Source organism: Kitasatospora sp. NPDC001175, assembly GCF_053598215.1.
Genome location: NZ_JBSFJU010000034.1, coordinates 61,074 through 87,277, shown reverse-complemented (window position 1 = coordinate 87,277; position 26,204 = coordinate 61,074). Strand labels below are relative to the sequence as shown.

19 protein-coding genes and 1 riboswitch are annotated in these 26,204 nt (G+C 72.0%); of the genes, 16 read left to right on the top strand and 3 right to left on the bottom strand.

The window, feature by feature from the left end; all coding sequences use genetic code 11:
* The 4 genes from ACWDAK_RS23735 to ACWDAK_RS23720 form a co-directional block, all read left to right on the top strand.
* Positions 1-549 (top strand): alpha-glucosidase C-terminal domain-containing protein (locus ACWDAK_RS23735; RefSeq protein WP_449806496.1); only part of this gene is annotated, 549 nt, incomplete at its 5' end.
* 1 nt (position 550) lies between these two features.
* A complete protein-coding gene (locus tag ACWDAK_RS23730; RefSeq protein WP_427394600.1) occupies positions 551-2,059 on the top strand; it encodes a maltokinase N-terminal cap-like domain-containing protein in 1,509 nt (502 codons plus the stop codon).
* 241 nt (positions 2,060-2,300) lie between these two features.
* Positions 2,301-4,526, top strand: coding sequence for a 1,4-alpha-glucan branching protein GlgB (gene glgB / locus ACWDAK_RS23725; protein WP_427394639.1), 2,226 nt, complete (start codon positions 2,301-2,303; stop codon positions 4,524-4,526).
* Between the two features lie 32 nt (positions 4,527-4,558).
* The gene (locus ACWDAK_RS23720; RefSeq protein WP_427394601.1) at positions 4,559-5,950 is read left to right on the top strand and encodes a phosphomannomutase/phosphoglucomutase; all 1,392 of its coding nucleotides are present in this window, start codon (positions 4,559-4,561) and stop codon (positions 5,948-5,950) included.
* A gap of 163 nt (positions 5,951-6,113) precedes the next feature.
* Here the strand turns inward: ACWDAK_RS23720 and ACWDAK_RS23715 are convergent, their stop codons facing one another.
* Positions 6,114-7,454, bottom strand: coding sequence for a helix-turn-helix domain-containing protein (locus ACWDAK_RS23715; protein ID WP_344639415.1), 1,341 nt, complete (start codon positions 7,452-7,454; stop codon positions 6,114-6,116).
* A gap of 258 nt (positions 7,455-7,712) precedes the next feature.
* Here ACWDAK_RS23715 and ACWDAK_RS23710 point away from each other — a divergent pair, with 258 nt between their 5' ends.
* The 11 genes from ACWDAK_RS23710 to ACWDAK_RS23660 all read left to right on the top strand — a co-directional run bounded on the left by ACWDAK_RS23710 (position 7,713) and on the right by ACWDAK_RS23660 (position 21,560).
* Positions 7,713-7,901: a hypothetical protein gene (locus tag ACWDAK_RS23710; RefSeq protein ID WP_449806495.1), complete on the top strand. Its 189-nt coding sequence runs from the start codon at positions 7,713-7,715 to the stop codon at positions 7,899-7,901.
* A 121-nt stretch (positions 7,902-8,022) separates the two neighbouring features.
* Positions 8,023-9,213 (top strand): glycogen synthase, encoded by a 1,191-nt coding sequence (gene glgA / locus ACWDAK_RS23705; RefSeq protein WP_427394602.1) that lies wholly within the window; start codon positions 8,023-8,025, stop codon positions 9,211-9,213.
* 232 nt (positions 9,214-9,445) lie between these two features.
* The gene (locus ACWDAK_RS23700; protein ID WP_427394603.1) at positions 9,446-11,536 is read left to right on the top strand and encodes a P-loop NTPase family protein; all 2,091 of its coding nucleotides are present in this window, start codon (positions 9,446-9,448) and stop codon (positions 11,534-11,536) included.
* A gap of 19 nt (positions 11,537-11,555) precedes the next feature.
* Positions 11,556-13,088, top strand: coding sequence for an ABC transporter substrate-binding protein (locus ACWDAK_RS23695; RefSeq protein ID WP_427394604.1), 1,533 nt, complete (start codon positions 11,556-11,558; stop codon positions 13,086-13,088).
* Between the two features lie 115 nt (positions 13,089-13,203).
* Positions 13,204-14,151 carry a glutamate ABC transporter substrate-binding protein gene (locus tag ACWDAK_RS23690; protein ID WP_427394605.1) on the top strand — a complete coding sequence of 316 codons (948 nt, stop codon included), beginning with the start codon at positions 13,204-13,206 and terminating at the stop codon, positions 14,149-14,151.
* A gap of 5 nt (positions 14,152-14,156) precedes the next feature.
* The gene (locus tag ACWDAK_RS23685) at positions 14,157-14,804 is read left to right on the top strand and encodes an amino acid ABC transporter permease (protein ID WP_344639410.1); all 648 of its coding nucleotides are present in this window, start codon (positions 14,157-14,159) and stop codon (positions 14,802-14,804) included.
* Entirely contained in the window at positions 14,801-15,595 is a 795-nt protein-coding gene (locus ACWDAK_RS23680; RefSeq protein WP_344639409.1) for an amino acid ABC transporter permease, read from the top strand. The genes ACWDAK_RS23685 and ACWDAK_RS23680 overlap by 4 nt, the downstream gene beginning before the upstream one ends.
* A gap of 370 nt (positions 15,596-15,965) precedes the next feature.
* Positions 15,966-17,693, top strand: coding sequence for a DNA polymerase/3'-5' exonuclease PolX (gene polX, locus ACWDAK_RS23675; RefSeq protein ID WP_427394606.1), 1,728 nt, complete (start codon positions 15,966-15,968; stop codon positions 17,691-17,693).
* 369 nt (positions 17,694-18,062) lie between these two features.
* A complete protein-coding gene (locus tag ACWDAK_RS23670) occupies positions 18,063-18,881 on the top strand; it encodes a hypothetical protein (RefSeq protein WP_427394607.1) in 819 nt (272 codons plus the stop codon).
* 10 nt (positions 18,882-18,891) lie between these two features.
* Entirely contained in the window at positions 18,892-20,814 is a 1,923-nt protein-coding gene (locus ACWDAK_RS23665) for a fumarate reductase/succinate dehydrogenase flavoprotein subunit (protein WP_344639406.1), read from the top strand.
* Entirely contained in the window at positions 20,811-21,560 is a 750-nt protein-coding gene (locus ACWDAK_RS23660) for a succinate dehydrogenase/fumarate reductase iron-sulfur subunit (protein ID WP_344639405.1), read from the top strand. The genes ACWDAK_RS23665 and ACWDAK_RS23660 overlap by 4 nt, the downstream gene beginning before the upstream one ends.
* A gap of 50 nt (positions 21,561-21,610) precedes the next feature.
* Here ACWDAK_RS23660 and ACWDAK_RS23655 read toward each other — a convergent pair whose 3' ends face one another.
* Positions 21,611-22,012: an MmcQ/YjbR family DNA-binding protein gene (locus ACWDAK_RS23655; RefSeq protein ID WP_427394608.1), complete on the bottom strand. Its 402-nt coding sequence runs from the start codon at positions 22,010-22,012 to the stop codon at positions 21,611-21,613.
* A 145-nt stretch (positions 22,013-22,157) separates the two neighbouring features.
* Here ACWDAK_RS23655 and ACWDAK_RS23650 point away from each other — a divergent pair, with 145 nt between their 5' ends.
* On the top strand, positions 22,158-23,588 hold the full coding sequence (locus ACWDAK_RS23650) for a pyridoxal-phosphate dependent enzyme (RefSeq protein WP_427394609.1): 1,431 nt from the start codon (positions 22,158-22,160) through the stop codon (positions 23,586-23,588).
* A gap of 160 nt (positions 23,589-23,748) precedes the next feature.
* Here the strand turns inward: ACWDAK_RS23650 and ACWDAK_RS23645 are convergent, their stop codons facing one another.
* Positions 23,749-25,839 (bottom strand): N-acetylmuramoyl-L-alanine amidase, encoded by a 2,091-nt coding sequence (locus tag ACWDAK_RS23645; protein ID WP_427394610.1) that lies wholly within the window; start codon positions 25,837-25,839, stop codon positions 23,749-23,751.
* A 174-nt stretch (positions 25,840-26,013) separates the two neighbouring features.
* Positions 26,014-26,187: riboswitch (M-box (ykoK) riboswitch) on the top strand.
* Positions 26,188-26,204 lie beyond the last annotated feature (17 nt).

The following is a 26,204-nucleotide window of genomic DNA, read 5'->3' as shown; positions in this document are numbered from 1 at the left end:
ACCCCCGACATCCTGCCCGAGTACCTGCAGACCGGCGGCCGCGCCGCCTTCGCCGTCCGCGCCGCCCTCGCCGCCACCCTCGCCCCCACCTGGGGCATCTACGCCGGCTACGAACTCTGCGAGAACCAGCCCGCCCACCCCGGCTCCGAGGAGTACCTGCACTCCGAGAAGTACGAACTGCGGCCCCGCGACTGGAGCGGCCCCGACACCCTCACCCCCCTGATCACCACCCTCAACCGGCTCCGCCGCCGCCACCCCGCCCTCCAGCAACTACGGAACATCACCTTCCTCGAGACGGACAACGACCGCATCCTCGCCTACCGCAAGCGCTTCGGCGATGACCTGGTGATCGTGGTGGTCAACCTCGACCCGCACCAGGTCCAGCAGGCCACCGTGACACTGGACGCCGAGACGCTGGCGGCCGGCCGGCCGCTGACGGTGCACGACGAACTCACCGGCGCCACCTACACCTGGGGCCAGGAGAACTACGTCCGGCTGGACCCGTCCGTCAGTCCCGCGCACATCGTGACCGTGGATCAGGACCGCTGAGATGGCCGGAGCGGCTACGCGCGAAGACCGGACCACCCGCGGCCACACCACGGCAGCGGAGGGCGACCGGCTGCTGGGACCGCTGCTGCCCGCGCTCCGCCCATGGCTGGTGACCAGGCGCTGGTTCAGCCAGGAGAGCGGCTGCCTGCAGGACATCCGGCCGGTCAGCACCGCCGTCCTGCCGGGCGGAGGGGCCGTCCTGCTGCACGCGGTCGTCGTCGTCCGGCACACCTCCTCGGCAGCCCGCCGCTACCAGCTGCTGCTGGGCCTGCGACGGGAGCTGCCCGCCCGGCTCGCCGCCGCCGCGATCGGCCAGGCCGTAGGCGGCGAGTGGGACGGTTGGTGGCTGTACGAAGCCACCGAGGACCCGGAGTCAATGAGCAGGCTGCTGGACTCGGCTGCCCACGAGGCGAGTTCACCGCTCCAGCTCGTCCGCTGCCTGGACACCCCAGTGCGAGCTGATCTGGCGGCGCGTCAACTGCGCGTGGAGCAGAGCAACACCAGTGTCGTCTACGGCGACCGGCTGCTACTCAAACTACTGCGCCGGCCGGAGGACGGCCCGCACCCGGAGGTGGCTGTGCTGAGGGCGCTCACCGAGGTCCGGTCCACCCGCACGCCCCGGCTGGTCGGCTGGCTGCGCCTGGCGGACGGCCCCGGTGGGGGCGGAGCGGACGGAAGCGGGGGAGCGGAGAGCGTGCTCGGCGTGCTCACCGAATTCCTGGCCGCCGAAGGCACGGGCTGGGAACTGGCGGTCCGGCAGGCCGGGGACTTCCTGGAGGCACGCCATCCGGCGGCCCCAGCGGTCGACGGCTTCCACGTGGAGGCCCGGGCACTGGGTGCCGCCGTCGCGGAGCTGCACTCCGCCCTCGCCGAGGCCTTCCCGACCGTCCGGCTCGAACCGGGCGAGGTGCTGCGGCAGACCGCGGAACTCGCCCGCAGCCTGCGGTCGGCCGTCCGGGAGGTACCCCGACTGGAGGCCTACGCGGGCCGGATAGCCGGGCTGTACGAGGACTACGAGAAGGTCGCCCTGCGCGGCAACCTCACGGCCCAGCGTCTGCACGGCGATCTGCACCTGGGCCAGGTGCTGCGGACCGCCGAGGGCTGGAAGGTCATCGACTTCGAGGGCGAACCGCTGCGCCCGGTCGCCGAACGCGGCCTTCCGCAGCCGGCGCTGCGTGATGTCGCGGGCATGCTCCGGTCGTTCGACTACGCGGCCCGGCAGGCATTCGCCGCCCGCCCGCCGGGCGGCGAGCTGCCCCAGGAGCCGAGCGCCGCCCCGGAGCGGCGCCGGCGGGCGCGCCGGGCCCAGGCCTGGGCGGTCCGCAACCGCCGTGCCTTCACGGCCGGTTACACCGCCGCCGGAGGAGCGGACCCGCACTGCCACCCGGTGGTGCTGCACGCCTTCGAGGCGGAGAAGGCGGTCTACGAGGCCGTCTACGAGGCCCGGCACCGCCCGGACTGGCTCCCGATTCCGCTCGCGGCTTTGCAGCGGCTTGTCTCCGGCCGATGAGTCGGTCAAGCCGCCTGCCTGGATCCGCCCCGTCCTGCCCGGACCGCCATGACCTGCCTTGATCGGCCGCGTGCTGCCCCCGTGCGCCGCTGCCGGTCGACAGTTCGGGGCCCGGGCACGCCTGCTCAAGTCCCCGCCCGCTCATGTCCCCCCTCAAGCTCCCCTCACGTCCCCGAAAGGACCGCCTTCCGTGACCTCGCCGACCGTCCACGCCGCGACCGGCGGAAGCCTCGCTCCGCCGTTGCCGCAGCTCCCCGCGGCGCCACCCTCCCCCGAGGAGCGCCGACGCCTGCTCGCCGGGCGGTACCACGACCCGCACAGCGTGCTCGGCGCGCACGTCACCGCCGAGGGGATCGCGATCCGGGTGCTGCGCCCGTTCGCCGAACGGGTGGCGCTGGAGGTCGGCGAGGCCTCCTACCGGCTGGTGCCGGACGGGGACGGTCTGTTCACCGGCCTGCTGCCCGCCACCGGGCCGGCCGGCGGCCTGCCGACGGAACGGGAGATCCCCGCCTACACCCTGCTGGTCGGCTACCGGGACGCCGAGCACCGCCAGCACGACGGATACCGGACCGGGCCCACCCTCGGCGAGCTCGATCTGCACCTGATCTCCGAGGGCCGGCACGAGCAGCTCTGGCGGGCGCTCGGCTCGCACGTCCGGGAGGTGGACGGCGTCCGCGGCACCGCCTTCGCGGTGTGGGCACCGAACGCCGTCGGGGTCCGGCTGTCCGGCGACTTCAACCACTGGAACAGCAGCGGCCATCCGATGCGCTCGCTCGGCTCCTCCGGCGTCTGGGAGCTGTTCGTCCCGGACGTGGCCGACGGCGCCCGGTACAAGTACGAGATCCACACCCAAGGCGGCCGGGTGCTGGAGAAGGCCGACCCGCTGGCGCGGGCCACCGAGTGCCCGCCCGGCACCGCTTCGGTCGTGCACACCTCCAGCTACCGGTGGCAGGACGCCGACTGGCTGGCCCGCCGTGCGACCGACACGCCGCACGCCGCCCCGATGTCCGTCTACGAGGTGCACCTTCCTTCCTGGCGGTTTGGCTTGACGTATCGTCAGCTGGCTGACGAGCTTCCCGCGTACCTCGCCGGACTGAACTTCACGCACGTGGAGTTCATGCCGGTGATGGAGCACCCCTTCGGCGGTTCCTGGGGCTACCAGGTCTCCGGCTTCTACGCCCCCACCGCCCGGCTCGGCAGCCCGGACGACTTCAGGTACCTGATCGACACCCTGCACCGGCACGGCATCGGCGTGATCGTCGACTGGGTGCCCGCGCACTTCCCCAAGGACGACTTCGCGCTCGCCCGCTTCGACGGCGAGCCGCTGTACGAGCCCGCCGACCCGCTGCGCGCCGAGCACCCCGACTGGGGCACCCTGGAGTTCGACTACGGCCGCACCGAGGTGCGCAACTTCCTGGTCGCCAACGCCGTGTACTGGTGCGAGGAGTTCCACGTCGACGGCCTGCGGGTGGACGCGGTCGCCTCGATGCTCTACCTCGACTACTCCCGGGCGGAGGGGGCCTGGACCCCGAACCGGCACGGAGGGAGGGAGAACCTGGAGGCGGTGCGGTTCCTGCAGGAGCTGAACGCGACCGTCTACCGCCGCTGCCCGGGCGTGGTCACCATCGCCGAGGAGTCCACCGCCTGGGACGGCGTCACCCGGCCCACCGACAGCGGGGGCCTGGGCTTCGGGCTGAAGTGGAACATGGGCTGGATGCACGACTCGCTCAGCTATGTGGGGCGCGACCCGGTGCACCGCAAGTACCACCACAACGAGATGACCTTCTCGATGGTGTACGCCCACTCGGAGAACTACCTCCTGCCGATCTCGCACGACGAGGTGGTGCACGGCAAGGGCTCGCTGGTCGCCAGGATGCCGGGGGACTGGTGGCGCCAGCGTGCCACCGTGCGTGCCTACCTGGGCTACATGTGGGCCCACCCGGGCAAGCAACTCCTGTTCATGGGACAGGAGTTCGCCCAGGGCGCGGAGTGGGACCACGACAGCGGACCGCAGTGGTGGGTGCTGGAGGAGCAGTGGCCGGCCGCCGGGGAGCACCTGGGCGTCCAGCGGCTGGTGGGTGAGCTCAACCGGATCTACCGCGAGACGCCCGCCCTCTGGGAGCAGGACAGCGACCCGGCCGGCTTCCAGTGGATCGACGCCGAGGCCGGCGACGAGAACGTGCTGTCCTTCGTCCGCCACGACCGTGCGGGCCGGCCGCTGGTCTGCCTCAGCAACTTCTCTCCCGTGGTGCGCCGCGGCTACCGCACCGGGCTGCCGCTCCCGGGCGCCTGGCAGCCGGTGCTGGACACCGACGCCGCCCGCTACGGGGGCAGCGGCGCGGCCGATCCCGGCCCGGTCCGGAGCTGCGCCCGGCCCTGGCGGGGCTGGGCGCAGAGCGCCGAACTCACCCTCCCCCCGCTCGCCACGATCTGGCTGGCCCCCGATCCCGACACCACCCCGCGGTGATCCACCGCACCGACCACCACGAAGGAGATCCGATGGCCACCAAGCACGCGTATCCGAGCCCGGCCCCCGCGAGGGCAGCCTCGATCGTCAAGGCGTACGACATCAGGGGCCTGGTGCCCGAGGAACTGGACGAGTCGGTGGCCCACCGGGTCGGCGCGGCCTTCGCCGAGCTGACGGGGGCGCCCGCGGTCGTGGTCGCCCGTGACATGCGCGACAGTTCACCCGCCCTGGCCGAGGCCTTCATCCGCGGGGTCATGTCCCAGGGCGTCGATGCGGTGGACGCCGGACTCGGTTCCACCGACTACCTGTACTTCTGCTCCGGCCGGCTGGGGCTGCCCGGTGCGATGATCACCGCCAGCCACAACCCCGCCGCCTACAACGGCATCAAGCTCTGCCGGGCGGGCGCGGTGCCGGTCGGCGAGGGCAGTGGTCTGGAGCGGATCCGGGAGCGGCTGACGGACGGCGGCCCGGACGAGGCCCAACGCCGCGGCCGCTGCCGGAGCGCGGCGCTGCTGGACGACTACGCCGCCCATCTGCACTCACTGGTCGACCTCTCCGGACTGCGTCCGCTCAAGGTGGTGGTGGACGCCGGGAACGGCATGGCCGGATTGACCGTGCCCCTGGTGCTGAACCAGCCCCAACTGGAGCTGGTGCCGATGTACTTCGAGCTGGACGGCACCTTCCCCAACCACGAGGCCGACCCGATGAAGCCGGCCAATGTCGCGGATCTCAAGGAGCGGGTGGTCCGGGAGGCCGCGGACCTGGGACTGGCCTTCGACGGCGACGCCGACCGCTGCTTCGCGGTGGACGAGCGGGGCGAGGCCGTCCCCGCCTCCTCGTTGATCGCGCTGGTGGCGGACCGGCTGCTGGCGGTCGAGCCGGGGGCGGCCGTGGTGCACAACCTGATCACCTCCCGGTCGGCGATCGAGGTGATCCGGGAGGCCGGCGGTGTGCCGGTCCGCTCCCGGGTCGGCCACTCCTTCGTGAAGGCGCTGATGGCCGAGTACTCGGCCGTCTTCGGCGGTGAGCACTCCGGGCACTACTACTTCCGGGACTTCTGGTTCGCCGACACCGGCATGCTCGCGGCCATGCACCTGCTGGCAGAGCTGTCCCGCTCCAGCAGGCCGCTCTCCAGGCTGGTGGCCGACTACAGCCGCTACCCGGCCTCCGGCGAGGTCAACCTGACCGTCACCGACCCGGCCCGGGTGCTCGAAGCGGTGGAGCACTCACTGGGCGACGCGGCCGTCCACCTCGACCATCTGGACGGGCTCACCGCCGACTTCGGCGGCGGTGCCTGGTTCAACCTCCGTCCCTCCAACACCGAGCCGGTGCTGCGCCTCAACGCGGAGGCAGCCGACCGGCGAGGACTGCGGCGCCTGCTGAACCAGGTGCAGCGGGTGATCGCGGCGGCGGACGGCCGATGACCGCCGGGCCCGGCGCCGCCGCGCCACGTCCGGCGGCGCGGCCCGGCCCCCACCACGACCGGCCGAGGCCGCCCGGCCCGGGACGGGACCGGGATGGGCCGGGACCGGGCGGCTTCGGACGGGAGGGCTCCCCTTTGGAAGACGCGGTTGACGGTGCGCGGCCTCAGCCGAGGCTGGAGGTGATCGGCGCCTTCACCGTCGGAAGTGCGGGTAGTCCGAGGTCGGCGAGCGCCCTGCCGTAGGCCTCCATGGCCTCGGTCTCCCGGCCGAGCTCCTTCCACAGGTCGGCGACGTGGCGCCACACCGCGGCGGTGTGCCGGGTGACGGTGGCGGTGCCGAGCTGGCGGATCACGGCCCGGAGCGTGGTCATCGCGGCCTCCGGGTCGCCGGCCTCCAGCTGGGCCTGGGCGAGCAGGGTACGGATCCTGGCGGACTCCGCGGGGTCGCCGTTGCGCACCAGTCCGAGTGCGCGGCTGGCATGGCCGATGGCCTCGGCGGGCTCGTCCACCAGCAGGGCGAACCGGGCCAGACTGGCCTCGGTCCAGGCCTGCTCGGCGGCCGTGCCGACCTCGAGGACGGCGGGGTGGGCGTCGTCGAGCAGGGTCTTGATCCGGACCGCGTCGGGCGCCTCGGTCCCCATCAGCAGGTTCGCGTAGACGATCTTGAGGAGTGCCTGGTGCCGGAGGTTGTCGGTCTCCGCCATCAGCAGCAGGGCGCGCTCGGTCAGCGCGAGTGCCTCGGCGGTGCGGCCCTGGGAGGAGGCGACCAGTGCCGCGTTCCAGTACACCGCGCCCCGGGCGACCCGGGAACCCGCTTCGTCCGCCACGTTGATCAACCGGTCCGCCACCAGCCGGGCCTGGGTGAGGTCGCCCCTGGCCTGGTAGCAGCCGATCAGGGTCGAGCCTAGCTGGACGTGGTCGTCGGTGAGGTCGAGGCCGAGCCCGTCCAGGGTGCGCATGGCCTGCTCACCGATCTCCACGCTCAGCGTGTAGTCACCGGCGTCCCGGTAGCAGCGGCAGAGCGCGATCGCCAGCTGCGCCCACTCCGCGGAGCCCGGCACCGTGCCCGGGTCCCGGTAGAGCTGGGTCAACAGCTGGATGGCGGCCTCCAGGCGGCCCAGCTTCTCGAACGCCAGGGCCTGGCCGATCCGGGCCCGCCGGATCATCCCCTCGCTGAGGAAGGGGGCCGAGGCGAGTGCTTCGCTGTAGGACTGGAGCGCCTCGCCGTTGGCGCCGTTGCGCATCGCCATGTCGCCGAAAGCGATCTTGAGTTCGAGATCCTTGACGTGTGCGTCGTCGCGACCGGTCTGCAGGTACTCCACCGAGCAGCCGACCCGCTCGGCGAGGGCCCGCAACACGGCCTCGGATGGCACTCGCTTGCCGGTCTCGATCAGCGAGACATAGCTCACCGAGATGTCGGCGGATGCGAGGTCCTGCTGATTCAGGCCGCGCTTCTGGCGCAGCTCGCGGAGGCGCTGTCCGATTCCGTTCTGCGGCTGTTCCATGACTCTCCGGTCGGGCGGTGGGGCGTCGGCGCTAGCCGGGTGTCCATTTGACTACAGGTTTACAGGATGTGACCACTCATAGCCAAGTGGTCCACCCCCTGATTGTTGCCCGAACTTAACGATGTACATGCATGTCTGCATCGCCGACCTGCTGATCTGCCACGCCGGGCCGAAGTGTGGTGAAACTGTGATTGACAGGCGTTGTCAAAAAGCATTGACTCTCGCTGTAAATAGTCGCACCGACGGAAGGCCCGACCTATGTCCAAGTGCGTTGCAACCGTGGCGGCGGCCGGAGCCGGCGTGCTGCTCGGGTTAGGCCTGCTGCTGGGCCTCGTGCCGAATGCCGCGACCGCCGCAGATCTGCCCGTCGAACCCGCGGCCCCCGCCGCCACCGGTACCCCGGGCCCCACTCCGAGCACCGACATCGGCGGCGGGTCGTGCTGCTGACAGCCCGGGTCCGTCCGGGGCCGGCCCGCCCGCGCCCGAAGCGCCGCTGACCGGCCTGGCCCGAGCCCGGAACCGCCAGGGCCGGCGCACCCGCGCCCGAACAGCCGAGAGAGGAAACGTGATGCGTGTCGACCTGCTCACCAGGGAGTACCCGCCCGAGGTGTACGGAGGTGCCGGGGTCCACGCGGCCGAGCTGACCCGGGCACTCCGCCGGCGGGCCGAGGTGCGGGTGCGGTGCTTCGGGGTCGAACGGACGGAGCCCGGCACCAGGGCCTATCCGCTGCCCGGTGAACTGCACGAGGCCAACGCCGCACTGCGGTTCCTCGGCGCCGGCCTGCGGATCGCCGCCGACTGCGCCGGAGCCGACGTGGTGCACAGCCACACCTGGTACGCCAACGCGGCCGGGCAGGTGGCCGGGCGGCTGCACGGCATACCCCATGTGATGACCATGCACAGCCTGGAGCCGCTGCGGCCCTGGAAGGCCGAGCAATTGGGCGGCGGCTACTCGTTGTCCAGCTGGATGGAACGGGCCTCGGCGGCCGAGGCCGACGCGCTGATCGCGGTCTCGGCCGCCATGCGCGACGACATCCTCGCGGTGTACCCCGGGATACCGCCGGAGCGGGTGCACGTGATCCACAACGGGATCGACGGGGAGGTCTACCGGCCCGACCTCGGTACCGCGGCGTTGACCCGCTTCGGTATCGACCCCGACCGCCCGATCGTGGTCTTCGTCGGCCGGGTGACCAGGCAGAAGGGCCTGCCGCACCTGCTGCGAGCAGCGTTCCGGCTGCCCCCGGAGGCCCAACTGGTGCTCTGCTGCGGGCAGCCGGACACCCCGGAGATCGCGGCGGAGGTGGCCGGCCTGGTGGAGGAGCTGACCCGGGTGCGCCAGGGAGTCTTCCGGATCGACGAGATGCTGGACGGCCCGAGCGTGCGCCAACTGCTCACCCGTGCCACGGTGTTCGTCTGCCCTTCGCTGTACGAGCCGATGGGCATCGTGAACCTGGAGGCGATGGCCTGCGAGACGGCCGTGGTCGCCACGGCGGTGGGAGGCATCCCCGAGGTGGTCGAAGGCGGCCGCACCGGGCTGCTGGTCGACTACGAACCGCGACCCGACGGCACCGGAGAGCCCGCCGATCCCGACCGGCTGGCCCGGGATCTGGCCGACTCGGTCAACCGGCTGATCGAGGATCCGGAACTGGCCCGGAAGCTGGGCCGGGCCGGCCGCGAACGGGCGCTGCGCGAGTTCTCCTGGCACGAGGTGGCGACCCGTACCCTCGCGGTGTACCGGGCCCTCACCGCCGCCCCCTGATCGCCGCCTCCTCCTGGCCGCCGCCCCCACCGCCACCTTCCGCCGACCGGAACACCCGCCGGGCCCGGCTCGCCGCGCCCGGCGGGCACCTTCCGCCGTAACCGAACCGGAACCTTCCGGGGCGCACCGATCCTGCACAACTCGAATACGCAGCCGAACACTTCGTGGCACCATGAGTGCCCGCGACCGCGTGCCATGAGCACGCAGGCGAGGCTGAACGGGGGTCAGGAGCGTGCCCGACAGACCGCTGCGCCCACTGGGCGTCCAGGCCGTCGAGGACCTGGTGCGCGACTGCTGGGTGCGCGCCGCCGGTCCGGCCGGCCGACGCCCGGACCGCAACCTGCCGGTCATCGTACTGCTGGGCCGGCACGGCAGCGGCAAGACCACGGTGCTGCGCCACCTGTCGCGCCGCGCCTCCACCTCACCCCAGGCCGGACACGACTTCGCCGCCGGGACGCTGCGCCCGCACGAGGTCGCGGCCCGGCTCGCCTTCCGGCTCTCGCTGACCTCCCGGGGGTTGCACTTCCCGCGGCTGATCCACGGCCTGGTGGCCGTCGACCCCGACCTGCTGCTGGACGTCAACAGCCCTGACCGCGCCAGGCGGCAGCTCGACAAGCGGATGCGCGAGGCGAGGCAGCGCAGCGCCGGACTGATCCCCGACGCGCTCTCCGAGGGCGTCGGGCTGCTCAACGACCTGGGCATCATCCCGCTGCCCGGGGCCGGGCTGCTGGCCGCGCTGCTCCTGCGCGGCCTGGGCCCGAGGTTGCTGAACGCGGCCTCGCGCTCCGGCCTCGAGTGGTACGGCACGGGCGGCGCCCAGGCGCCACTTGACGCCCTGGTCGCGCTCAACGAGCGCAGCCGCAGCGAGGATCCGGCCGACCAGGACGGGGTGGACCGTCTGCTGTGCGAGGCGTTCCTCGCCGATCTGCGGGCCGCGTACCACCGGCGGCTGGGGGCGGCCCCGGACCGCAACTGCCTGGTGGTGCTGGACAACATCGACCAGGGCGGCGGAAGCCGGTTCCTCGCGCTGCTGCTGGAGGTGCGGGAGTCCCTGGCCCGCAAGGAGGGCGGCGGCTGCGACCCGCTGCTCACGGTGGCCAGCGCCTCCAGTGCGCGGGCGGTGCCCGGCCCGTTCGACCCGGGGCCGGCCGGCCTGCGCATCCGCGACCCCCACCAGGCCTCGTACGAGGACTGGCGGTCCGGCATCCCGCAGTCCCCGGCGGACTCCTCCTGGTGGTGGTACGCGGTCCGGCTCTCCGATCTGACGGCTGGTCAGGTGTCCCGGCTGGCCGAGGCGATCGCGCCGCGGCTGCCGGAGGCGACCCCGCTGGTGCACCGGCTGACCTACGGGCACCCGTGGAGCGTGCTGCGGATGCAGCAGGCCGCGGCCCGGATGATCGACCGCCCGGACGCCGACGTCCGGCTGCGGGGGATCCTCGACTCCGGCCCGGTGGCGAACGGCGCCGCCGACACCGGCCCCGGGACGCCGCGCCCGACGCTGCGGCAGGAGGCACTGCGCTACCTGCTGCAGGACATGGAGGCCGACCAACTGGCCGGCCTGGTCACCTGCGCCGCCTCCCGGGACATGGAGTCGGCCGTCAACTCCCCGCTGCTGGCGGACTTCTCCCCGCGCATCCGGGAGACGCTGCTGGAGGAGACCGCGCAGCGCCTGTGGCTGGTCCCGCAGCTGGCCGAGGACGCGGGCACCCGCGGCGGCCGGGGCTCGCACTACCTGCCCACCACCGGCCAGGCCGCACATCCGAACCCGCTGCCCGACTCCCTCGTCCTACAGCCCTGGCTGTGGCTGCTGCTGCTCCGGGAACTGGCCGACCGCCCGGCCGGCGGCCCGTACCCGGACTGGGACACCGCGCACCAGCGGCTGCACGCCTGGCACGCCGACCGCAAGGGCCACCTGCCGAACGCCTACTACCACCGGCTCTCGCTCGGACAGGTCGAGGAGGTGGTCGCCCGCCTCGAGTCCAGCCTGCACACCCTGCCGACCGAGGCCTGGCTGTACGAGCTGTACGCGATCACCGCGGCACCGATGCGCGAGCCGGTGGACGTCTCGGTCTCCGCCTCCCACCGGGCGGACCTGCTCGCCCGTGAACTCGCCCCCGACGCCTTCCGGCACCACCGGGCGCTGGCACTGCTGGTGACCTCGCTGTGGCTGGCCGTCGATCCGCGCAACCGGCTGCCGAACGCGCGGCCGGAGCTCAACTTCACCATCAGCGCCTCCTTCCGGGACCTGGCCTGGCACACCGACGACGCGAACAGCGCCGTGCTGCGCTCCGAGGCCGCCCGCTACGAGGCCCACACCGGTTAAGTCCAGGAGGCCGCCCGCGATGACGCCGCTCTCCCCGCACGAGACATCCGACCCGGAACCCTGGGACCCGCCCCGCCGCTGGTGGCGGGGGTGGCTCGGGATCACCGCCCTGGCGGCCGTACTGGCACTGGCCGCCGGCGGCCTCTACCTCGTCCTGCGCCCGGCGGGCACCCGCTGCGCCGACGGCGTGGCCCGGGTCGGCGCGGACAAGGCATGCGTCGGGCTCACCGACGGGAGCTACCCCTTCACCGACGATCTGGCGACGGTCTTCGGGCTGGTCCGCGACGAGAACAGCAAGGTGGCCGCCGCCGCGGCGAAACCGGGCGGCGCGCCCTGGGTGGGTGTGGTCTACCTGCTGCCGATGGTCGCCGGCCGCGGCGGTTCCTCCACCGCCGACTCCATCCGGCACGAGATCGAGGGCGCCTACACCGCCCAGTGGGTGGCCAACCACAGCCACTCCTACGGTGACTCGCCGCAGATCCGGCTGCTGCTCGCGGACAGCGGGGGCAGCGACGAGCAGCGCGACTACACCATCGGGCAGATCGAGGCCCACCGCGACCTTGACCACATCGTCGCGGTCGCCGGGCTTGGCACCAGCACCGATTCCACCCGCGCCGCCATCCTGCGGTTCACCCACGAGGACATCGCCGCCTTCGGTTCGGTGATCTCCGCCGACGACCTCGCCGACATCCAGGGCCTGGTGCGGGTGTCGCCGCCCAACTCCGACGAGGCGGCCGCCGCCGCGAAGTACCTGGCCCAGGACCATCCGGGCGCCAAGGTGCTGCTGGTGCGGGACCGCAAGGCCGACGACCTGTACAGCCGCACCCTCGCGGACCAGTTCCGCAAGAGCTATCCGGCGGAGCAGCTCGTCCCGCAGCCGATGGAGTACGACTCCTCCAAGTCGGACGTCTCCACCTACTTCACCCAGCAGATGGCCAACGTCTGCCTGTCCGACCCCGACGTGGTCTACTTCGCCGGCCGCGGGATCGACCTGCCGCGGTTCCTCGCGCCGCTCTCCCAACGCCAGTGTGTGAACAAGGAGTTGACCGTCATCTCGGGGGACGACGCCTCACAGGTGGAGCAGTCCGCGGGCGTCGGGGAGGTCAAGAACGCGCTGCGGCTGGGCAAGATCAAACTGCTCTACACCGGACTCGCGCACCCGGACGCCTGGCAGCTGCGGCCGCAGTCCTACGCCCGGACCGCGACGGCGGCCTTCGAGGCCGGCGGTGAGTTCCCGAGCGCCTTCCCGCACGAGACACTGGCCGACGGCCAGGCCATCATGGGCCATGACGCGGTGCTGACCGCGGTGTCCGCGATCAGGGCCGCGGCCACCGGCGGGGCGGACCGGGTCACGGGACAGGACGTGGTGCAGATGCTGACCCTGCTGTACGGAGCGAAGGCGGTCTCCGGGGCCAGCGGCCTGATCTCGCTGGACTCCCACGGCAATCCGATGAACAAGGCGATCCCGATCGTCGAGCTGAGCCCGGACGGGCAGGTGCGCACCGTCGCGGTCTCCTCCCGTACCGGAAGCCCGCCGGACGGGCACCCCTAAGGTCCCAGCACGTGCCGAAGGCGGGTTCGTAACGGTCTTTCATATTTCCTTTGACCTAGGTCGGTTGTGGGTAGGTAGGCGACCCGGTCCAGCTCTCGCGCAAGGAGATCCTCGGATGACCACCAGTTCGACCAAGCGCCGGCGCGCCCTGCCGGCCGCGCTGCTGGCGATGGCGACGGCCGCCGGCCTGACCGCCTGCGGGTCCTCGGACAAGCTGCCGCCGGCGGCCGGATCCTCCGGCTCCGGTGACGCCTTCCAGCAGGTGGTGGACGGCGCACCGGTGGCACCGGACTCGGCGATCCCCGCCGGGAGCCTGATGGCCAAGATCAAGAGCAGCGGCACGATGAACGTCGGCGGCACCGACGCCGCGGCGCTGTTCTCGCTCAAGGACCCGGTCACCGGCAAGGTGACCGGCTTCGACGCCGGACTCACCGACATGCTGGCCAAGTACATCATCGGCCGTCCCAGCGTGAACCGGGTCCAGGTGGACGTCAGCACCCGCGAGGCGCTGCTGCAGAACGGCACGGTCGACGCGGTCCTGGCCACCTACACCATCACCCCGGCCCGGGCGAAGAAGATCGCCTTCGCCGGCCCCTACTACTCCTCGGGCGATGCCATCCTGGTCCGGGCCTCGGAGCAGTCGATCACCAAGGTGGCCGACCTGAACGGCAAGTCGGTGTGCACCGAGTCCAACTCGACCGCCGCGAACGACATCAAGCAGTTCGCGCCGAACGCCAAGGTGGTCCTCTTCCAGACCAACGCCGAGTGCCAGCAGGCCGTCGAGCAGGGCCGCGCCGACGCCTACGTACTCGACCAGGCGCTGCTGCTCGGCGACGCGGCCCGGGACAAGAAGGTCAAGGTGGTCGGCCAGCCGTTCACCACCGAGCCCTACGGCATCGGACTGCCGCTGGCCGCGCCCGAGATGAAGACCTTCGTCAACGACTGGCTGAAGCTGATCGAGTCCAACGGCGACTGGGCCAAGCTGTGGAAGGCGACGATCGGCACCGAACTGTCCGGCGACGCGCCGACGCCGCCCGCCATCGGCTCGGTCGACGGGAGCTGAGGCCGGTGCCCGACCAGAACGGCGCCGTGCTGCGCCAGCTCGGCCACGGCCTGCTGCTCACCCTGGCGATGACCGGACTCGCCTTCACCGGCGCGCTGGTGCTGGGCGTGCTCCTGGCGGTGTGCCGGATCAGCCCGGTGCCGCCGCTGCGCCTGGTCGGCGCCGGGTACGTCACCGCCTTCCGCAACGTCCCGCTGCTGGTCCTGCTGGTGCTGTTCGTGTTCGGGCTGCCCGAGATCGGTCTGCTGTACCCGCTGTTCACCACCGTCACCCTGACCATGGCGCTGTACTGGGCCGCGTTCGTGTGCGAGGTGGTGCGCTCCGGCATCCGGACGGTACCGGTGGGCCAGATCGAGGCGGCCCGGGCACTCGGCCTGACCTTCTTCGAGACCCTGCGCTCCGTCGTCGTGCCGCAGGCCCTGCGCTCGATGGTGCAGCCGCTGGGCAGTGTGTTCATCGGCCTGGCGCTGGGCACCTCACTGGGCGCCGCCGTCGGGGTCCCCGAACTGACCGGGCAGGCCCAGTTCGTAACCCTCAAGTACGACAACCCGCTGACCAGCTTCGCCGTGACCACGGCGGTGTACGTGGCGATCACCCTGACCTCCGGCCTGATCGCCGGCCGGATCGAACGGAAGGTGGCGATCAGACGGTGAACGAGGACTCGCTCTTCGACGCCCCCGGCCCCCGGGCCCGGCGGCGGATCCGGATCGCGACCACCCTCTCACTGCTGGCGATCGCGGCACTGCTGTACCTGGCGATCCGCCGGTTCGCCGACCACGGACAGCTCGCCGCCAGCCAGTGGCGGATGTTCACCTCGTGGCCGATCATCAACTTCCTGCTCGGCGGGATCGGCCAGACCCTGCTGGTGACGGCGGTCGCCGCCGCCATCGCGTTCCCGCTCGGCGGCCTGATCGCACTGCTCAGGCTCAGCCGCAACCGCCCGCTGCGCGCCCTGGCCCGGGGCTACACCGAGCTCTTCCGCGCCGTACCGCTGCTGTTGCTGCTCTACGTCTTCCTGTTCGCGCTGCCGCGGGCCGGGCTGACCTTCCCGGTGTTCTGGCAGCTGGTGATCCCGATCGTGCTGGGCAACGCCGCCGTGCTGGCGGAGATCTTCCGTGCCGGGGTGCTGGCCCTGGACCGCGGCCAGTCGGAGGCCGCCTACAGCCTCGGCATGACGTACTGGCAGGCGATGACCTGGGTGGTGATCCCGCAGGCGGTGCGCAGGCTGGTACCGACGCTGGTGAGCCAGCTGGTGCGGCTGCTGAAGGACTCCACCCTGGGCTACGTGGTCAGCTATCTGGAACTGTTGCACAAGGCCCAGGTGCTCGGTGAGTACTACCACAGCGTGCTGCCCAGCTTCCTGGTCGCGGCGGCCTGCTACGTCGTGATCAACACGGCGCTGTCCGGGATCGCCAGCCGGCTGGAGCGGCGCCGACGGGCCTGAGCACCCGGCTGTTACTCGCCCGCTCGCCTCCGGGCGCTCCGACCCGGCGCCGACACTCGTCGCTCCCGCGCTCCCTCCTTCGTCGGTCGCTTCCTCGCTCCTCCCTTTCGGCACCGGCGCGCCCTCCGGCTCGGGGCGGGACTCGCCCGCTCGCCTCCGGGCGCTCCCCGCGGCGGACCCGCACATCGGCACTGTGGCACCGGCGCGCCGCCCCCAGCCTCCGGCCGGGGGTACCCGCCCCCAGCCTCCGGCCGGGGGTACCCGCCCCCAGCCTCCGGCCGGGGGTACCCCCGCGGCTCGGGCCTCTCTCGCATGCCGGAATGCCTCTTCCGGATGCGGGGGGCACCCACCCCCTGCCTAGACTGGCCCCATGGCCCGGCTGAACGACGAGGTCGAGGCCCTGCTGCAGGAGTACTCCGACCTCATCCTGCTGACCGGCGGGGACGCCTACCGGGCGCGCGCCTACGAGAAGGCCGCCCGGGCGGTCGGCGGCTACCACGACGACCTGGCCCGTCTGGACGCCAAGGGCCTGCTGGAGATCCCCGGCGTCGGCAAGTCCACCGCCGACAAGATCACCGAGTACCTGACCAGCGGGCACATCGGGGCCCTGGAGCAGCTGCGCGCCCAGGTGCCGGCCGGGGTGCGCGAGATCATGGCCATCCCCACCGTCGGTCCGAAGAAGGCGGCCCTGATCCACCAGCAGCTGGGCATCACGACCGTCGCCGAGCTGGTGGAGGCGGCCGAGAGCGAGCGCCTGAACGACCTCCACGGCCTCGGTGCCCGCACGGCGGAGAACATCCTGCACGGCATCGAGCAACTGCGGCAGGGCGGCGGACGCACCCTGCTGAACGCCGCACTGGAGCTGGCCGAAACGCTGGTGGCCGAACTCTCCTCGGTGCGCGGCTGCGTGCGCTGCGGCTACGCCGGGTCGCTGCGCCGGATGCGGGAGACCATCGGCGACATCGACATCCTGGCCGCCGCCGAGGACTCCACCGCGCTGATGACGGCCATCACCGAACTACCGCACACCGCCGAGGTGCTGGCCCACGGCACCACCAAGACCTCGATCCGCACCACCCAGGGCATGCAGGTGGACCTGCGGGTCGTCCCACCCGAGGACTGGGGCGCGGCGCTGGTCTACTTCACCGGTTCCAAGGCGCACAACATCCGGCTGCGCGCCCGGGCCGTCAAGGCCGGGCTCAAGCTCTCCGAGTACGGCCTGTTCGAGGTGGAGAGCGGTCGGAAGCTGGTCTCGCGGACCGAGGAGGAGGTGTACCGGGCGCTCGGCCTGCCCTGGATCCCGCCCACCCTGCGCGAGGACCGCGGCGAGCTCGACGCCGGGGTGGCCGGCGAGTTGCCCGCGGTGGTGACCGAGCGCGACATCCGCGGCGACCTGCACACCCACACCAACCTGACCGACGGTCTGGCCCCGCTGGAGGAGATGCTGGCGGCGGCGGCCGAACGCGGCTACTCCTACTACGCCGTCACCGACCACGCCCCGAACCTCTACATGCAGCGGATGACCGACGAGAAGATGCTCGCCCAGCGCGAGCAGGTGCGCCAACTGGACGGGAAGTTCGGCAAGTTGCACCTGCTGCACGGCACCGAGCTGAACATCGACGCGGACGGCGGCGTCGACTGGCCGCCCGAGTTCCTAGCCGGCTTCGACCTCTGTGTGGCCTCGATCCACTCGCACTTCAGGGCCGGCCGCGACGAGCAGACCCGCCGGCTGGTCCGGGCCTGCGAGAACCCGTACGTGCACATCATCGGCCACCCGACCACCCGCCTGCTCGGCCGGCGATCGGCCATCGACGTGGACCTGGACGCGGTGTACGAAGCCTGCGCCCGCACCGGCACCGCACTGGAGGTCAACGCCTCGCCCGAGCGCCTCGACCTGGGCGACGAGCAGATCCTGGCGGCCCGCAGGCACGGCGTCCGGTTCGCCGTCAGCACCGACGCGCACTCGACAGTGCACCTGGCCAACCTCCGCTACGGCATCGGGACGGCCCAGCGCGGCTGGCTGACGAAGGACGAGGTCATCAACGCCTGGCCGCTCACCCGGCTGCGGCGCTTCCTGCGCGGCCACCCGGACCGGTAGGGCCTGTCCGGTGGATCTTCCCGGGCGCACGATGCCGGGCATCCCGCCTGAACGCACCGGCGAATCGTCCAAGTACGGCCCAGTACGAGGCCGATCCGCTGGCACGCCCAGCCGGGCGCCCAACGTCGCGCGCTGATCCGGAAAGATCCACCGGACAGGCCCTGGGTGATCACAACCCGCCCCCTCTCCTGGCGCGCCATATTGTGATCTGTGCCACGTTCCGGGACTCTTCTACGGTGTGCAGCCCCGAGGAGGTCCTGTCGTGAGCGAGCGCAGCGAGCGAACAGTCAGGAGGCGCGCGTTGTGCCAAGCGCGCGCCGAGCGTAGGGGGTACCGCCCGGCCGTAGGCGCCGGGGGAGAGGTGCGGGCATGAGCACTGGAACGGAACGACCCACCCCCACCGGCGTACGCGCTCCGGGACGCGCCGCCATCGCGCAGGGCCGACTGCGCACCGACCGCTGGTGGCTGCCGCAGCTGGCCACCGTGGCCGGGCTGTTGGCCTTCATCTGCTACTCGACCTGGCGCGCGTTCGACGGCACGCACTACTACGCAGCCCCTTACGTGTCCCCGTTCTACTCCCCGTGCCTGGCGGCCAACTGCACGGACATCCGCGGCGGGGCCGACTGGGCGCTGTTCGGCGACTGGTGGCGGCTGTCGCCCGCGCTGATCGTGCTCATCTTCCCGCTCGGCTTCCGAGTGACCTGCTACTACTACCGCAAGGCCTACTACCGGTCCGTCTGGCTCGCGCCCCCGGCCTGCGCCGTCGCCGAACCGCACACCCGCTACACCGGGGAGACCCGCCTCCCGCTGATCCTGCAGAACCTGCACCGGTACTTCTTCTACGTCGCCGTCCCGTTCGCCGCGATCCTCACCTACGACGCGGCACTGGGCTTCCGCAGCCCGGCCGGGAAGTGGGGCCACGCGGGGCTGGGCAGCTTCGTCCTGCTCGCGAACATCGCGCTGATCTGGGCCTACACACTCTCCTGCCACTCCTGCCGGCACATCGTCGGCGGCCGGCTGAAGCACTTCTCCAAGCACCCGCTGCGGTACCGGATGTGGCAGGCCGTCAGTAGGCTGAACGCCCGCCACATGCTGCTGGCCTGGTGCTCGCTGGCCTCGGTCGGCCTCGCCGACCTGTACGTGTACCTGGTGGCCTCGGGCGCCTTCGCCGACCCGCGATTCTTCTAGGAGGCTCAGCATGGCCGAGATTGAGCGGCACTCGTACGACGTGGTCGTGGTGGGTGCCGGCGGGGCGGGGCTGCGGGCCGCGATCGAGGCACGCGAACAGGGCATGCGGGTGGCGGTGGTGTGCAAGTCGCTGTTCGGCAAGGCGCACACCGTGATGGCCGAGGGCGGCATCGCGGCGGCGATGGCCAACGTCAACAGCAACGACACCTGGCAGGTGCACTTCCGCGACACCATGCGCGGCGGGAAGTTCCTCAACAATTGGCGGATGGCCGAACTGCACGCCAAGGAGGCCCCCGATCGGGTCTGGGAACTGGAGACCTGGGGCGCGCTGTTCGACCGGACGAAGGACGGCCGGATCTCGCAGCGCAACTTCGGCGGCCACCAGTACCCGAGGCTGGCCCACGTCGGCGACCGCACCGGCCTGGAACTGATCCGCACCCTGCAGCAGAAGGTGGTCTCGCTCCAGCAGGAGGACCGGCGGCGGAGCGGCGACTTCGAGGACGGCCTGAAGATCTTCCAGGAGTGCACCGTCACCCGCGTGCTCACCGCCCGCACCACCGAGGGCCCGGCCGACGGCCGGTGCACCGCCGGGGTGTTCGGCTACGACCGGGAGAGCGGGCGGTTCTTCGTGATCCAGGCGCCCGCAGTGGTACTGGCCACCGGCGGGATCGGGAAGTCCTTCAAGGTGACCTCCAACTCCTGGGAGTACACCGGCGACGGACACGCCCTCGCACTGCTCGCCGGCGCGAGCCTGCAGGACATGGAGTTCGTCCAGTTCCACCCCACCGGGATGGTCTGGCCCCCGTCGGTCAAGGGCATCCTGGTCACCGAGTCGGTACGCGGCGACGGCGGGGTGCTGCGCAACAGTGACGGCCGGCGGTTCATGTTCGACTACATCCCCGAGGTCTTCAAGGGCCAGTACGCCGAGACCGAGGAGGAGGGCGACCGCTGGTACACCGACCCGGAGGAGAACCGGCGCCCGCCCGAGCTGCTGCCCAGGGACGAGGTGGCACGCGCGATCAACGCCGAGGTCAAGGCCGGTCGTGGCACCCCGCACGGCGGGGTCTACCTGGACGTCTCCACCCGGCTGTCCGCCGAGGAGATCGTCCGCCGACTGCCCTCGATGTACCACCAGTTCAAGGAACTGGCGGACGTGGACATCACCCGCGAGGCCATGGAGGTCGGCCCGACCTGCCACTACGTGATGGGCGGGGTGCGGGTGGACCCGGACACCTCGGCGGCACCCGGAGTGCCGGGGCTCTTCGCGGCGGGCGAGGTGGCCGGCGGCATGCACGGCTCCAACAGGCTCGGCGGCAACTCGCTCTCCGACCTGCTGGTGTTCGGCTGCCACGCCGGTCGGCACGCGGCCCGCTACGCCGCCGAGTCGAGCGGGGACCGGCCCGTGGACGAGGCCGAGCTGGAGCTCGCCCTGCGGGAGGCGGTCGCGCCCTTCGACGACACCCGGGTGCGCGGCGGGCCGGCGGAGAACCCCTACACCCTGCACCAGGAGCTCCAGCAGACCATGAACGACCTGGTCGGCATCATCCGGCGCCAGGCGGAGATGCGGGAGGCACTGGAGCGGCTGCAGGAGCTCAAGGAACGGGCCGGCCGGCTGGTGGTCGAAGGACACCGGCAGTTCAACCCCGGCTGGCACCTGGCGCTCGACCTGCGGAACATGCTGCTGGTCTCCGAATGCGTCGCCAGGGCCGCACTGCTGCGCCAGGAGAGCCGGGGCGGCCACACCCGGGAGGACTACCCGGTCATGGACCGTGAGTGGCGCAGGGTCAACCTGGTCTGCACCGCCACCGGCGACGGCATCGAGGTCGTCCGGCAGCAGAACGGGACGATGCGGGCCGAGTTGCTGGCCCTGTTCACCCGTGAGGAACTCGCCAAATACTTGACCCCCGAGGAACTGAACGGAGTGCAGCAGTGACCTACCAGGCCGAAATCCGGGTGTGGCGCGGGGACATGACGGGTGGCGGCTTCGCGACGTACCAGGTCGAGGCGGACGAGGGCGAGGTGGTCCTCGACCTGGTGCACCGCCTGCAGGCCACCCAGGCCCCGGACCTCGCGGTGCGCTGGAACTGCAAGGCGGGCAAGTGCGGTTCGTGCAGCGCCGAGATCAACGGACGGCCCCGGCTGCTCTGCATGACCCGGATGTCCGCGCTGCCGCCGGGGGAGCCGGTCACCATCACCCCGCTGCGAGCCTTCCCGGTGATCCGGGACCTGGTCACCGACGTCTCCTTCAACTACACCAAGGCCAGGGAGATCCCGAGCTTCGCCGCACCGCAGGGGCTGGCGCCCGGCGAGTACCGGATGAGCCAGGAGGACGTGAACCGCTCCCAGGAGTTCCGCAAGTGCATCGAGTGCTACCTGTGCCAGGACACCTGCCATGTGGTGCGCGACCACGAGGAGAACAAGTCCGCCTTCGCCGGCCCGCGTTACCTGATGCGGATCGCCGAGCTGGACATGCACCCCCTGGACACGGCCGACCGGCAGAAGGCCGCCCAGGAGGTGCACGGACTGGGCTACTGCAACATCACCAAGTGCTGCACCGACGTCTGCCCGGAAGGGATCAGGATCACCGACAACGCGCTGATCCCGCTCAAGGAGCGGGTCGCCGACCGCAAGTACGACCCGCTGGTCTGGCTCGGCAGCAAGATCACCCGCCGTAGGTGAGGCCTGCTCCTCCCGACGCCGGTACCGTTCCCAGGGGAACGGTACCGGCGTCAGTGTGCCTTCGGGGCCCGCTCGTCCGCTTCGGGGGCCCGCTCGCCGGGCCAGTCCAGCCGCAGGTGTTCGGCGCGCGGAAGGCTCGCGACCACCAGGTCGTAGGAGTCCTCGATCATCTCGCGGACCAGGCGGTCGGGGACGGAGCCGTCGAGCCGGACGGTGTTCCAGTGGCGCTTGTTGAGGTGCCAGCCGCCGGTGATCGCCGGGTACCGGGCGCGCAGCCGCAGCGCGAGATCGGGGTCGCACTTCAGGCTCACGGAGAGCGGGACGGCGTCGAGCGCGCTGAGGGCGAACATCCTGCCTCCGACCTTGAAGACCGAGGTGTCGGCGTTGAACGGGAAGGTCTCGGCCGTCCCGTTCAGGTCCAGGCAGGCGGCTTTCAGGTCATCGGGCGTCATGAGTCAAGTGTGCCCCCTGCCGCGGCGGCACCGCCGCCGGGGGCGTTGGGTCCGCCGCGAGGGGCGCGAGGGCGCCGGCGACCGGTAACTCGGACGGGCGAAGATCCACGTTCTGCAGGTCCCGGGGATTCGCTACTGTGCCGAGATGGAAGCCAACGAGTCTGTGACCGAACTGATCGGCAACACACCGCTGTTGCGGCTGCGCACTTCCGGCGAAGGCCAGAGCGCCGCCGTCTACGGCAAGTTGGAGTACCTGAACGCCGGCGGCAGCGTGAAGGACCGGATCGGTCTCCGCATGATCGAGCAGGCCGAACACGACGGGCTGCTGAGACCCGGCGGCACGGTGGTCGAGGCCAGCTCCGGCAACACCGGTCTCGGGCTGGCGATGGTCGCAGCCGCCAGGGGCTACCGGATGGTGGCCGTGCTCTCGGACCGCGCGAGCAGTGAGAAGGTCGCGGCGGTGAGGGCGTTCGGGGCCGAGGTGGTACTCAAAGCCGCCGGAGTGCCGCGCGAGCACCCCGAACACGTGATGAACGCGGCGGCACGGATCGCGGAGGAGACACCGGGCGGCTGGCTCGCCGGACAGTACGACAATCCGGCCAACCCCGAGGCGCACTACCTGAGCACCGGGCCGGAGATCTGGCGGCAGACCGGAGGCCGGATCACCCACCTGGTGTCCTGCATCGGCACCGGCGGCACCATCAGCGGCACCGGCCGCTACCTCAAGGAGGTCAGTGGCGGCACCGTCCAGGTGATCGGCGCCGACCCGGCCTCCTCGGTCTACTCCGGCGGCGACGGCCGCCCCTACTTCGTCGAAGCGGCCGGGCACTGGAAGCACCCGGAGACCGTCGAGGACGTCTGGCCGCAGTCCTACCACCGCGAGGTGGTGGACCGGGTCCTACCGATCACCGACCGGCAGTCGATCCTGACGATCCGCCGACTCGCCCGCGAGCAGGGGCTCCTGGTCGGCGGCTCCGCCGGCACCGCGGTGGCCGCGGCCCTCACGGTGGCCGCCGAGGCCGGGCCCGAGGCCGTGGTGGTGGCGATCCTGCCGGACTCCGGACGGCAGTACCTCACCAAGTACTTCGACGACGACTGGCTGCTGCGGCTGGGCTTCCTGGACGGTGACCCGGCCGCGGCCCGGGTCGGTGACGCGGTGCCGGCGGCCGCCCGGGAGCAGCAGCTGCCCTACCTGAACGGGCGGACCAGCGTCGCCGACGCCCTGGCGGCACTGCGCGCGGCCGGTGCGCGGACGGCACTGCCCGCCGGGCCGTGCCCGGCGGGCCCCGAACGACGGCCCACCGCACTCGAGCTGGCGGGATCGGTGACCCTGGAGGAGTTGACAGCCGCCGTCCAGAGCGGCCGGGCGGCTCTCGACGACCCGGTGGGCGAGCACCTCGGTGCGCCACTGCCCCGGTTCGGAACCGGGGAGCCCGCCGAGGCCGCGCTGGCCGAACTCACCGAGTGCGGCCTGGAGGCGGCGGTCGTGGTGCACGACGGCCACGCGGTTGCCCTGCTGGGCGCCGCCGAGCTGCGCCAATGCCTGGCCGCGGGGACGGTGGCGACGGCGGGGTGACCGGCGCACGGGGAGCCGCGCGGAGGCCGGCGTACGACTCCCCGTGCCGCTGACGGCAGGGTCATCGGCAGGCGCCCTGACGGGGTGGCCGGGCCGGTGCGCACGGCACCGCCGTCGTCCCGACGGCCCGGCCGAACCCGCCGGGGGCGAGGACGTCAACTCACGGGGTACCGCCGGAGCACTGCCGGACCGCCTGGACGTCGGAGGACCTCAGGAAGGCGAGCCGGTGGTCGTAGCGGATCGGGTAGTAGGTGTCCTTCCCGACCACCAGGGTCCGGTCGTCGGGTGCGTCGCCGTTGATGTTCTGGTCGTAGAAGTAGTCGCCGGGCTCCGGGGTGTCGTCGGCGGCGAGGTAGGCCTGCCCGGCCGGGACCGTCGCCTGCAGTGCGACCACCGGCAGCGGCTTGATGGCCGGGTAGGGGGCGTAGGCGGCGGCCTCGGGGTAGGCCCGGCCGTACACCGGGATCGAGGCGAGGCCGGGGCGCGGGGTCAGTACCGTCCGCCCGGCCGTAGCGTCGGGCTCCGCCTGGTCGGTGGCCGCCGGTTCGGTCCGGGCGGAGCGTCCGTTCGGATTGGAGAACCAGCACTTCTGCCCGTCGTACCAGATCGCCGTCCAGTCGCCCTGCTGGTCGGCGACGACGTAACCGGTCCCGGTCACCGCCTTGTCGCTCCAGTCGTCGGCCCTGGTGGTGCCGCCGTTGATCAGCGGGGCGTCGGCGGCCGGTCGGGTGCGCAGGTAGACGAAGTTCTCCGGCCGGTTCGGCACCCCGCTGACCGGGGGCTGGTTGGAGGAGTCGAAGGCCGGGGCGATGATGACGGTGTCACCGGCCTTCGGCGGGGCGTCGGTGCCGGGCCCGATCGGTGCCCGCAGCAGCTCCAGGTAGTGGCCCCAGTCCCAGAACGTCCCCGGGTCCCAGTGCATCCCGGCGACGTCGGCCTGGGTCGGTCCCGGCACGTCGTCGTGGCCGATGATGTGCTGTCGGTCCAGCGGGACGCCGAAGCGCGCGGCCAGATAGCGCACCAGCTCGGCCGATGACTGGTACAGCTGCTCCGAGTACCAGGTCGGCCGGTCCTCCGGAAGCGCGAAGCCCTCGTGCTCGATCCCGACGCTGTGCATGTTGACGGTCTTGTTGCCGGAGTGCCAGGCGATGTCCCGGGTGCGCACCAACTGGGTGACCTGCCCGTCCGAGGCGCGCACCAGGTAGTGCGCGGCGGCCTGTTCGCGCGGGTCCTGGAAGGCGGCGAGCGCTCCGGCGTAGTTGCTCTCGGTGTCGTGGATGACGATCCAGCGGATCTGCTGGCCGTCATCGGGGCGGTTGGCCGGGTTGTAATTCCCGTACGAGGTCGGGTCGTTCGGGTCGGTCAGCGCGTACGCGGCGGGGACGAAGTCGCACCCGAGGCTCTCCGGGCACTCGGGCGTCTGCCGCTCGGCCCTCGCCACGGGCTGGCCCGGCGGCCGGGTGACCACCAGCCCCGGGGCGGCCGGCAGCGTCACCCGCGCACCCTCGGAGGTGGCCCGGGAGGCGCCGGTGCGTACGGTCCGGTACACCCGGTCCGCGAACACCCGGCCGGCCGCCGTACCCTCCGGCCCCGTGGCACTGCCCGCGCCGAACCTGGCCACCGCGCCGTACCAGGCACCCGGGTCGGCGGAGTGAGGTCCGCCGACGTCCCGCTGGTACCGGGCCAGGAGCGCCGCCCCGCCGCGGAGGTTCTGCGTGGGATCGCTCCGCAGCTGCCCGGCCGGGCGGTGGATCAACTCGGCGGCGGCGTCCAGGGTGTGCAGCGCGGGGGAGTCGACGAGTCGCCGAGCGGCAGGGGTGGCGGAGCGCTGCGGCAGCGGGCGGTCGTCACCGCGCCCCCGTGTCTCGGCTTGCGCGCGCTCGGCGGCGGCGTTCACGGCAGCCACGTCCACCTGGGTCAGCCCGAGCGGGCCGTAGTTGCCGGTGGTGCTCGGCTGCCCCCGGTGCGACTCCCAGCGGGTCTGCTGGTAGGCCAGTGCCAGCAGCAGGCGCTGCGGCACTTTGAACTCCGCTGCCGCGGCGGCGAACTGCCGCTGCAGGAGCTGGTCCGCCGGGGCGGCGGCGCCCGCCGGTGGGGCGAAGCCGGTGGCGCAGGCCGTTGCGCAGGTGGTGGCCAGGGCGACCAGGGCGGCCGACCGGCGCGAACGGCGGGCACCGGGCGGGAGCGACGGGCGACGGGTGGCCGGCGAGGTCTCGAGGGGCCGGGAGGTGGCGGTCGGGGAGCGGTGCATGCCACGGTTCTACCGCAGCTGACGGTATGTCACCCGAGTGACACTCCCGGAGTCGGCCGCAGGTGAGTGCCCGTACGCAGGTGGGGCGAGTGCCGCCAAGGGTGTTGGCGGTCAAGTTCTGGCAAAGGGTTCGGACCTGGCTCGGTGGAGGGACTATGCTCTGCGTCGTTTGAAGAGGCACCTCGTTCGGTGAGGCGTCTTCACGGACACGGCCACCGATCCCAGCTGTCGAGAGACGCCCGGGCGGGGCCGGATCCTCCCGCCCCATGGGTTGATCCCAAGTGACTTCCGGCTCGCGGGCCGGATCGCGCCGTGAAGTGCCAGAGCTCTGACGAGTCGGGGTGAACCGGCCGCCGAGGCCGGTC

What these genes read in the sequence shown, in the direction of transcription:
- ACWDAK_RS23730 (WP_427394600.1), top strand. Translation starts at nt 551, where the DNA reads ATGGCCGGAGCGGCTACGCGCGAAGACCGGACCACCCGCGGCCACACC.
- ACWDAK_RS23720 (WP_427394601.1), top strand. Translation starts at nt 4,559, where the DNA reads ATGGCCACCAAGCACGCGTATCCGAGCCCGGCCCCCGCGAGGGCAGCC.
- ACWDAK_RS23715 (WP_344639415.1), bottom strand. Translation starts at nt 7,454, where the DNA reads ATGGAACAGCCGCAGAACGGAATCGGACAGCGCCTCCGCGAGCTGCGC.
- ACWDAK_RS23710 (WP_449806495.1), top strand. Translation starts at nt 7,713, where the DNA reads ATGTCCAAGTGCGTTGCAACCGTGGCGGCGGCCGGAGCCGGCGTGCTG.
- glgA (WP_427394602.1), top strand. Translation starts at nt 8,023, where the DNA reads ATGCGTGTCGACCTGCTCACCAGGGAGTACCCGCCCGAGGTGTACGGA.
- ACWDAK_RS23695 (WP_427394604.1), top strand. Translation starts at nt 11,556, where the DNA reads ATGACGCCGCTCTCCCCGCACGAGACATCCGACCCGGAACCCTGGGAC.
- ACWDAK_RS23690 (WP_427394605.1), top strand. Translation starts at nt 13,204, where the DNA reads ATGACCACCAGTTCGACCAAGCGCCGGCGCGCCCTGCCGGCCGCGCTG.
- polX (WP_427394606.1), top strand. Translation starts at nt 15,966, where the DNA reads ATGGCCCGGCTGAACGACGAGGTCGAGGCCCTGCTGCAGGAGTACTCC.
- ACWDAK_RS23670 (WP_427394607.1), top strand. Translation starts at nt 18,063, where the DNA reads ATGAGCACTGGAACGGAACGACCCACCCCCACCGGCGTACGCGCTCCG.
- ACWDAK_RS23665 (WP_344639406.1), top strand. Translation starts at nt 18,892, where the DNA reads ATGGCCGAGATTGAGCGGCACTCGTACGACGTGGTCGTGGTGGGTGCC.
- ACWDAK_RS23655 (WP_427394608.1), bottom strand. Translation starts at nt 22,012, where the DNA reads ATGACGCCCGATGACCTGAAAGCCGCCTGCCTGGACCTGAACGGGACG.
- ACWDAK_RS23650 (WP_427394609.1), top strand. Translation starts at nt 22,158, where the DNA reads ATGGAAGCCAACGAGTCTGTGACCGAACTGATCGGCAACACACCGCTG.
- ACWDAK_RS23645 (WP_427394610.1), bottom strand. Translation starts at nt 25,839, where the DNA reads ATGCACCGCTCCCCGACCGCCACCTCCCGGCCCCTCGAGACCTCGCCG.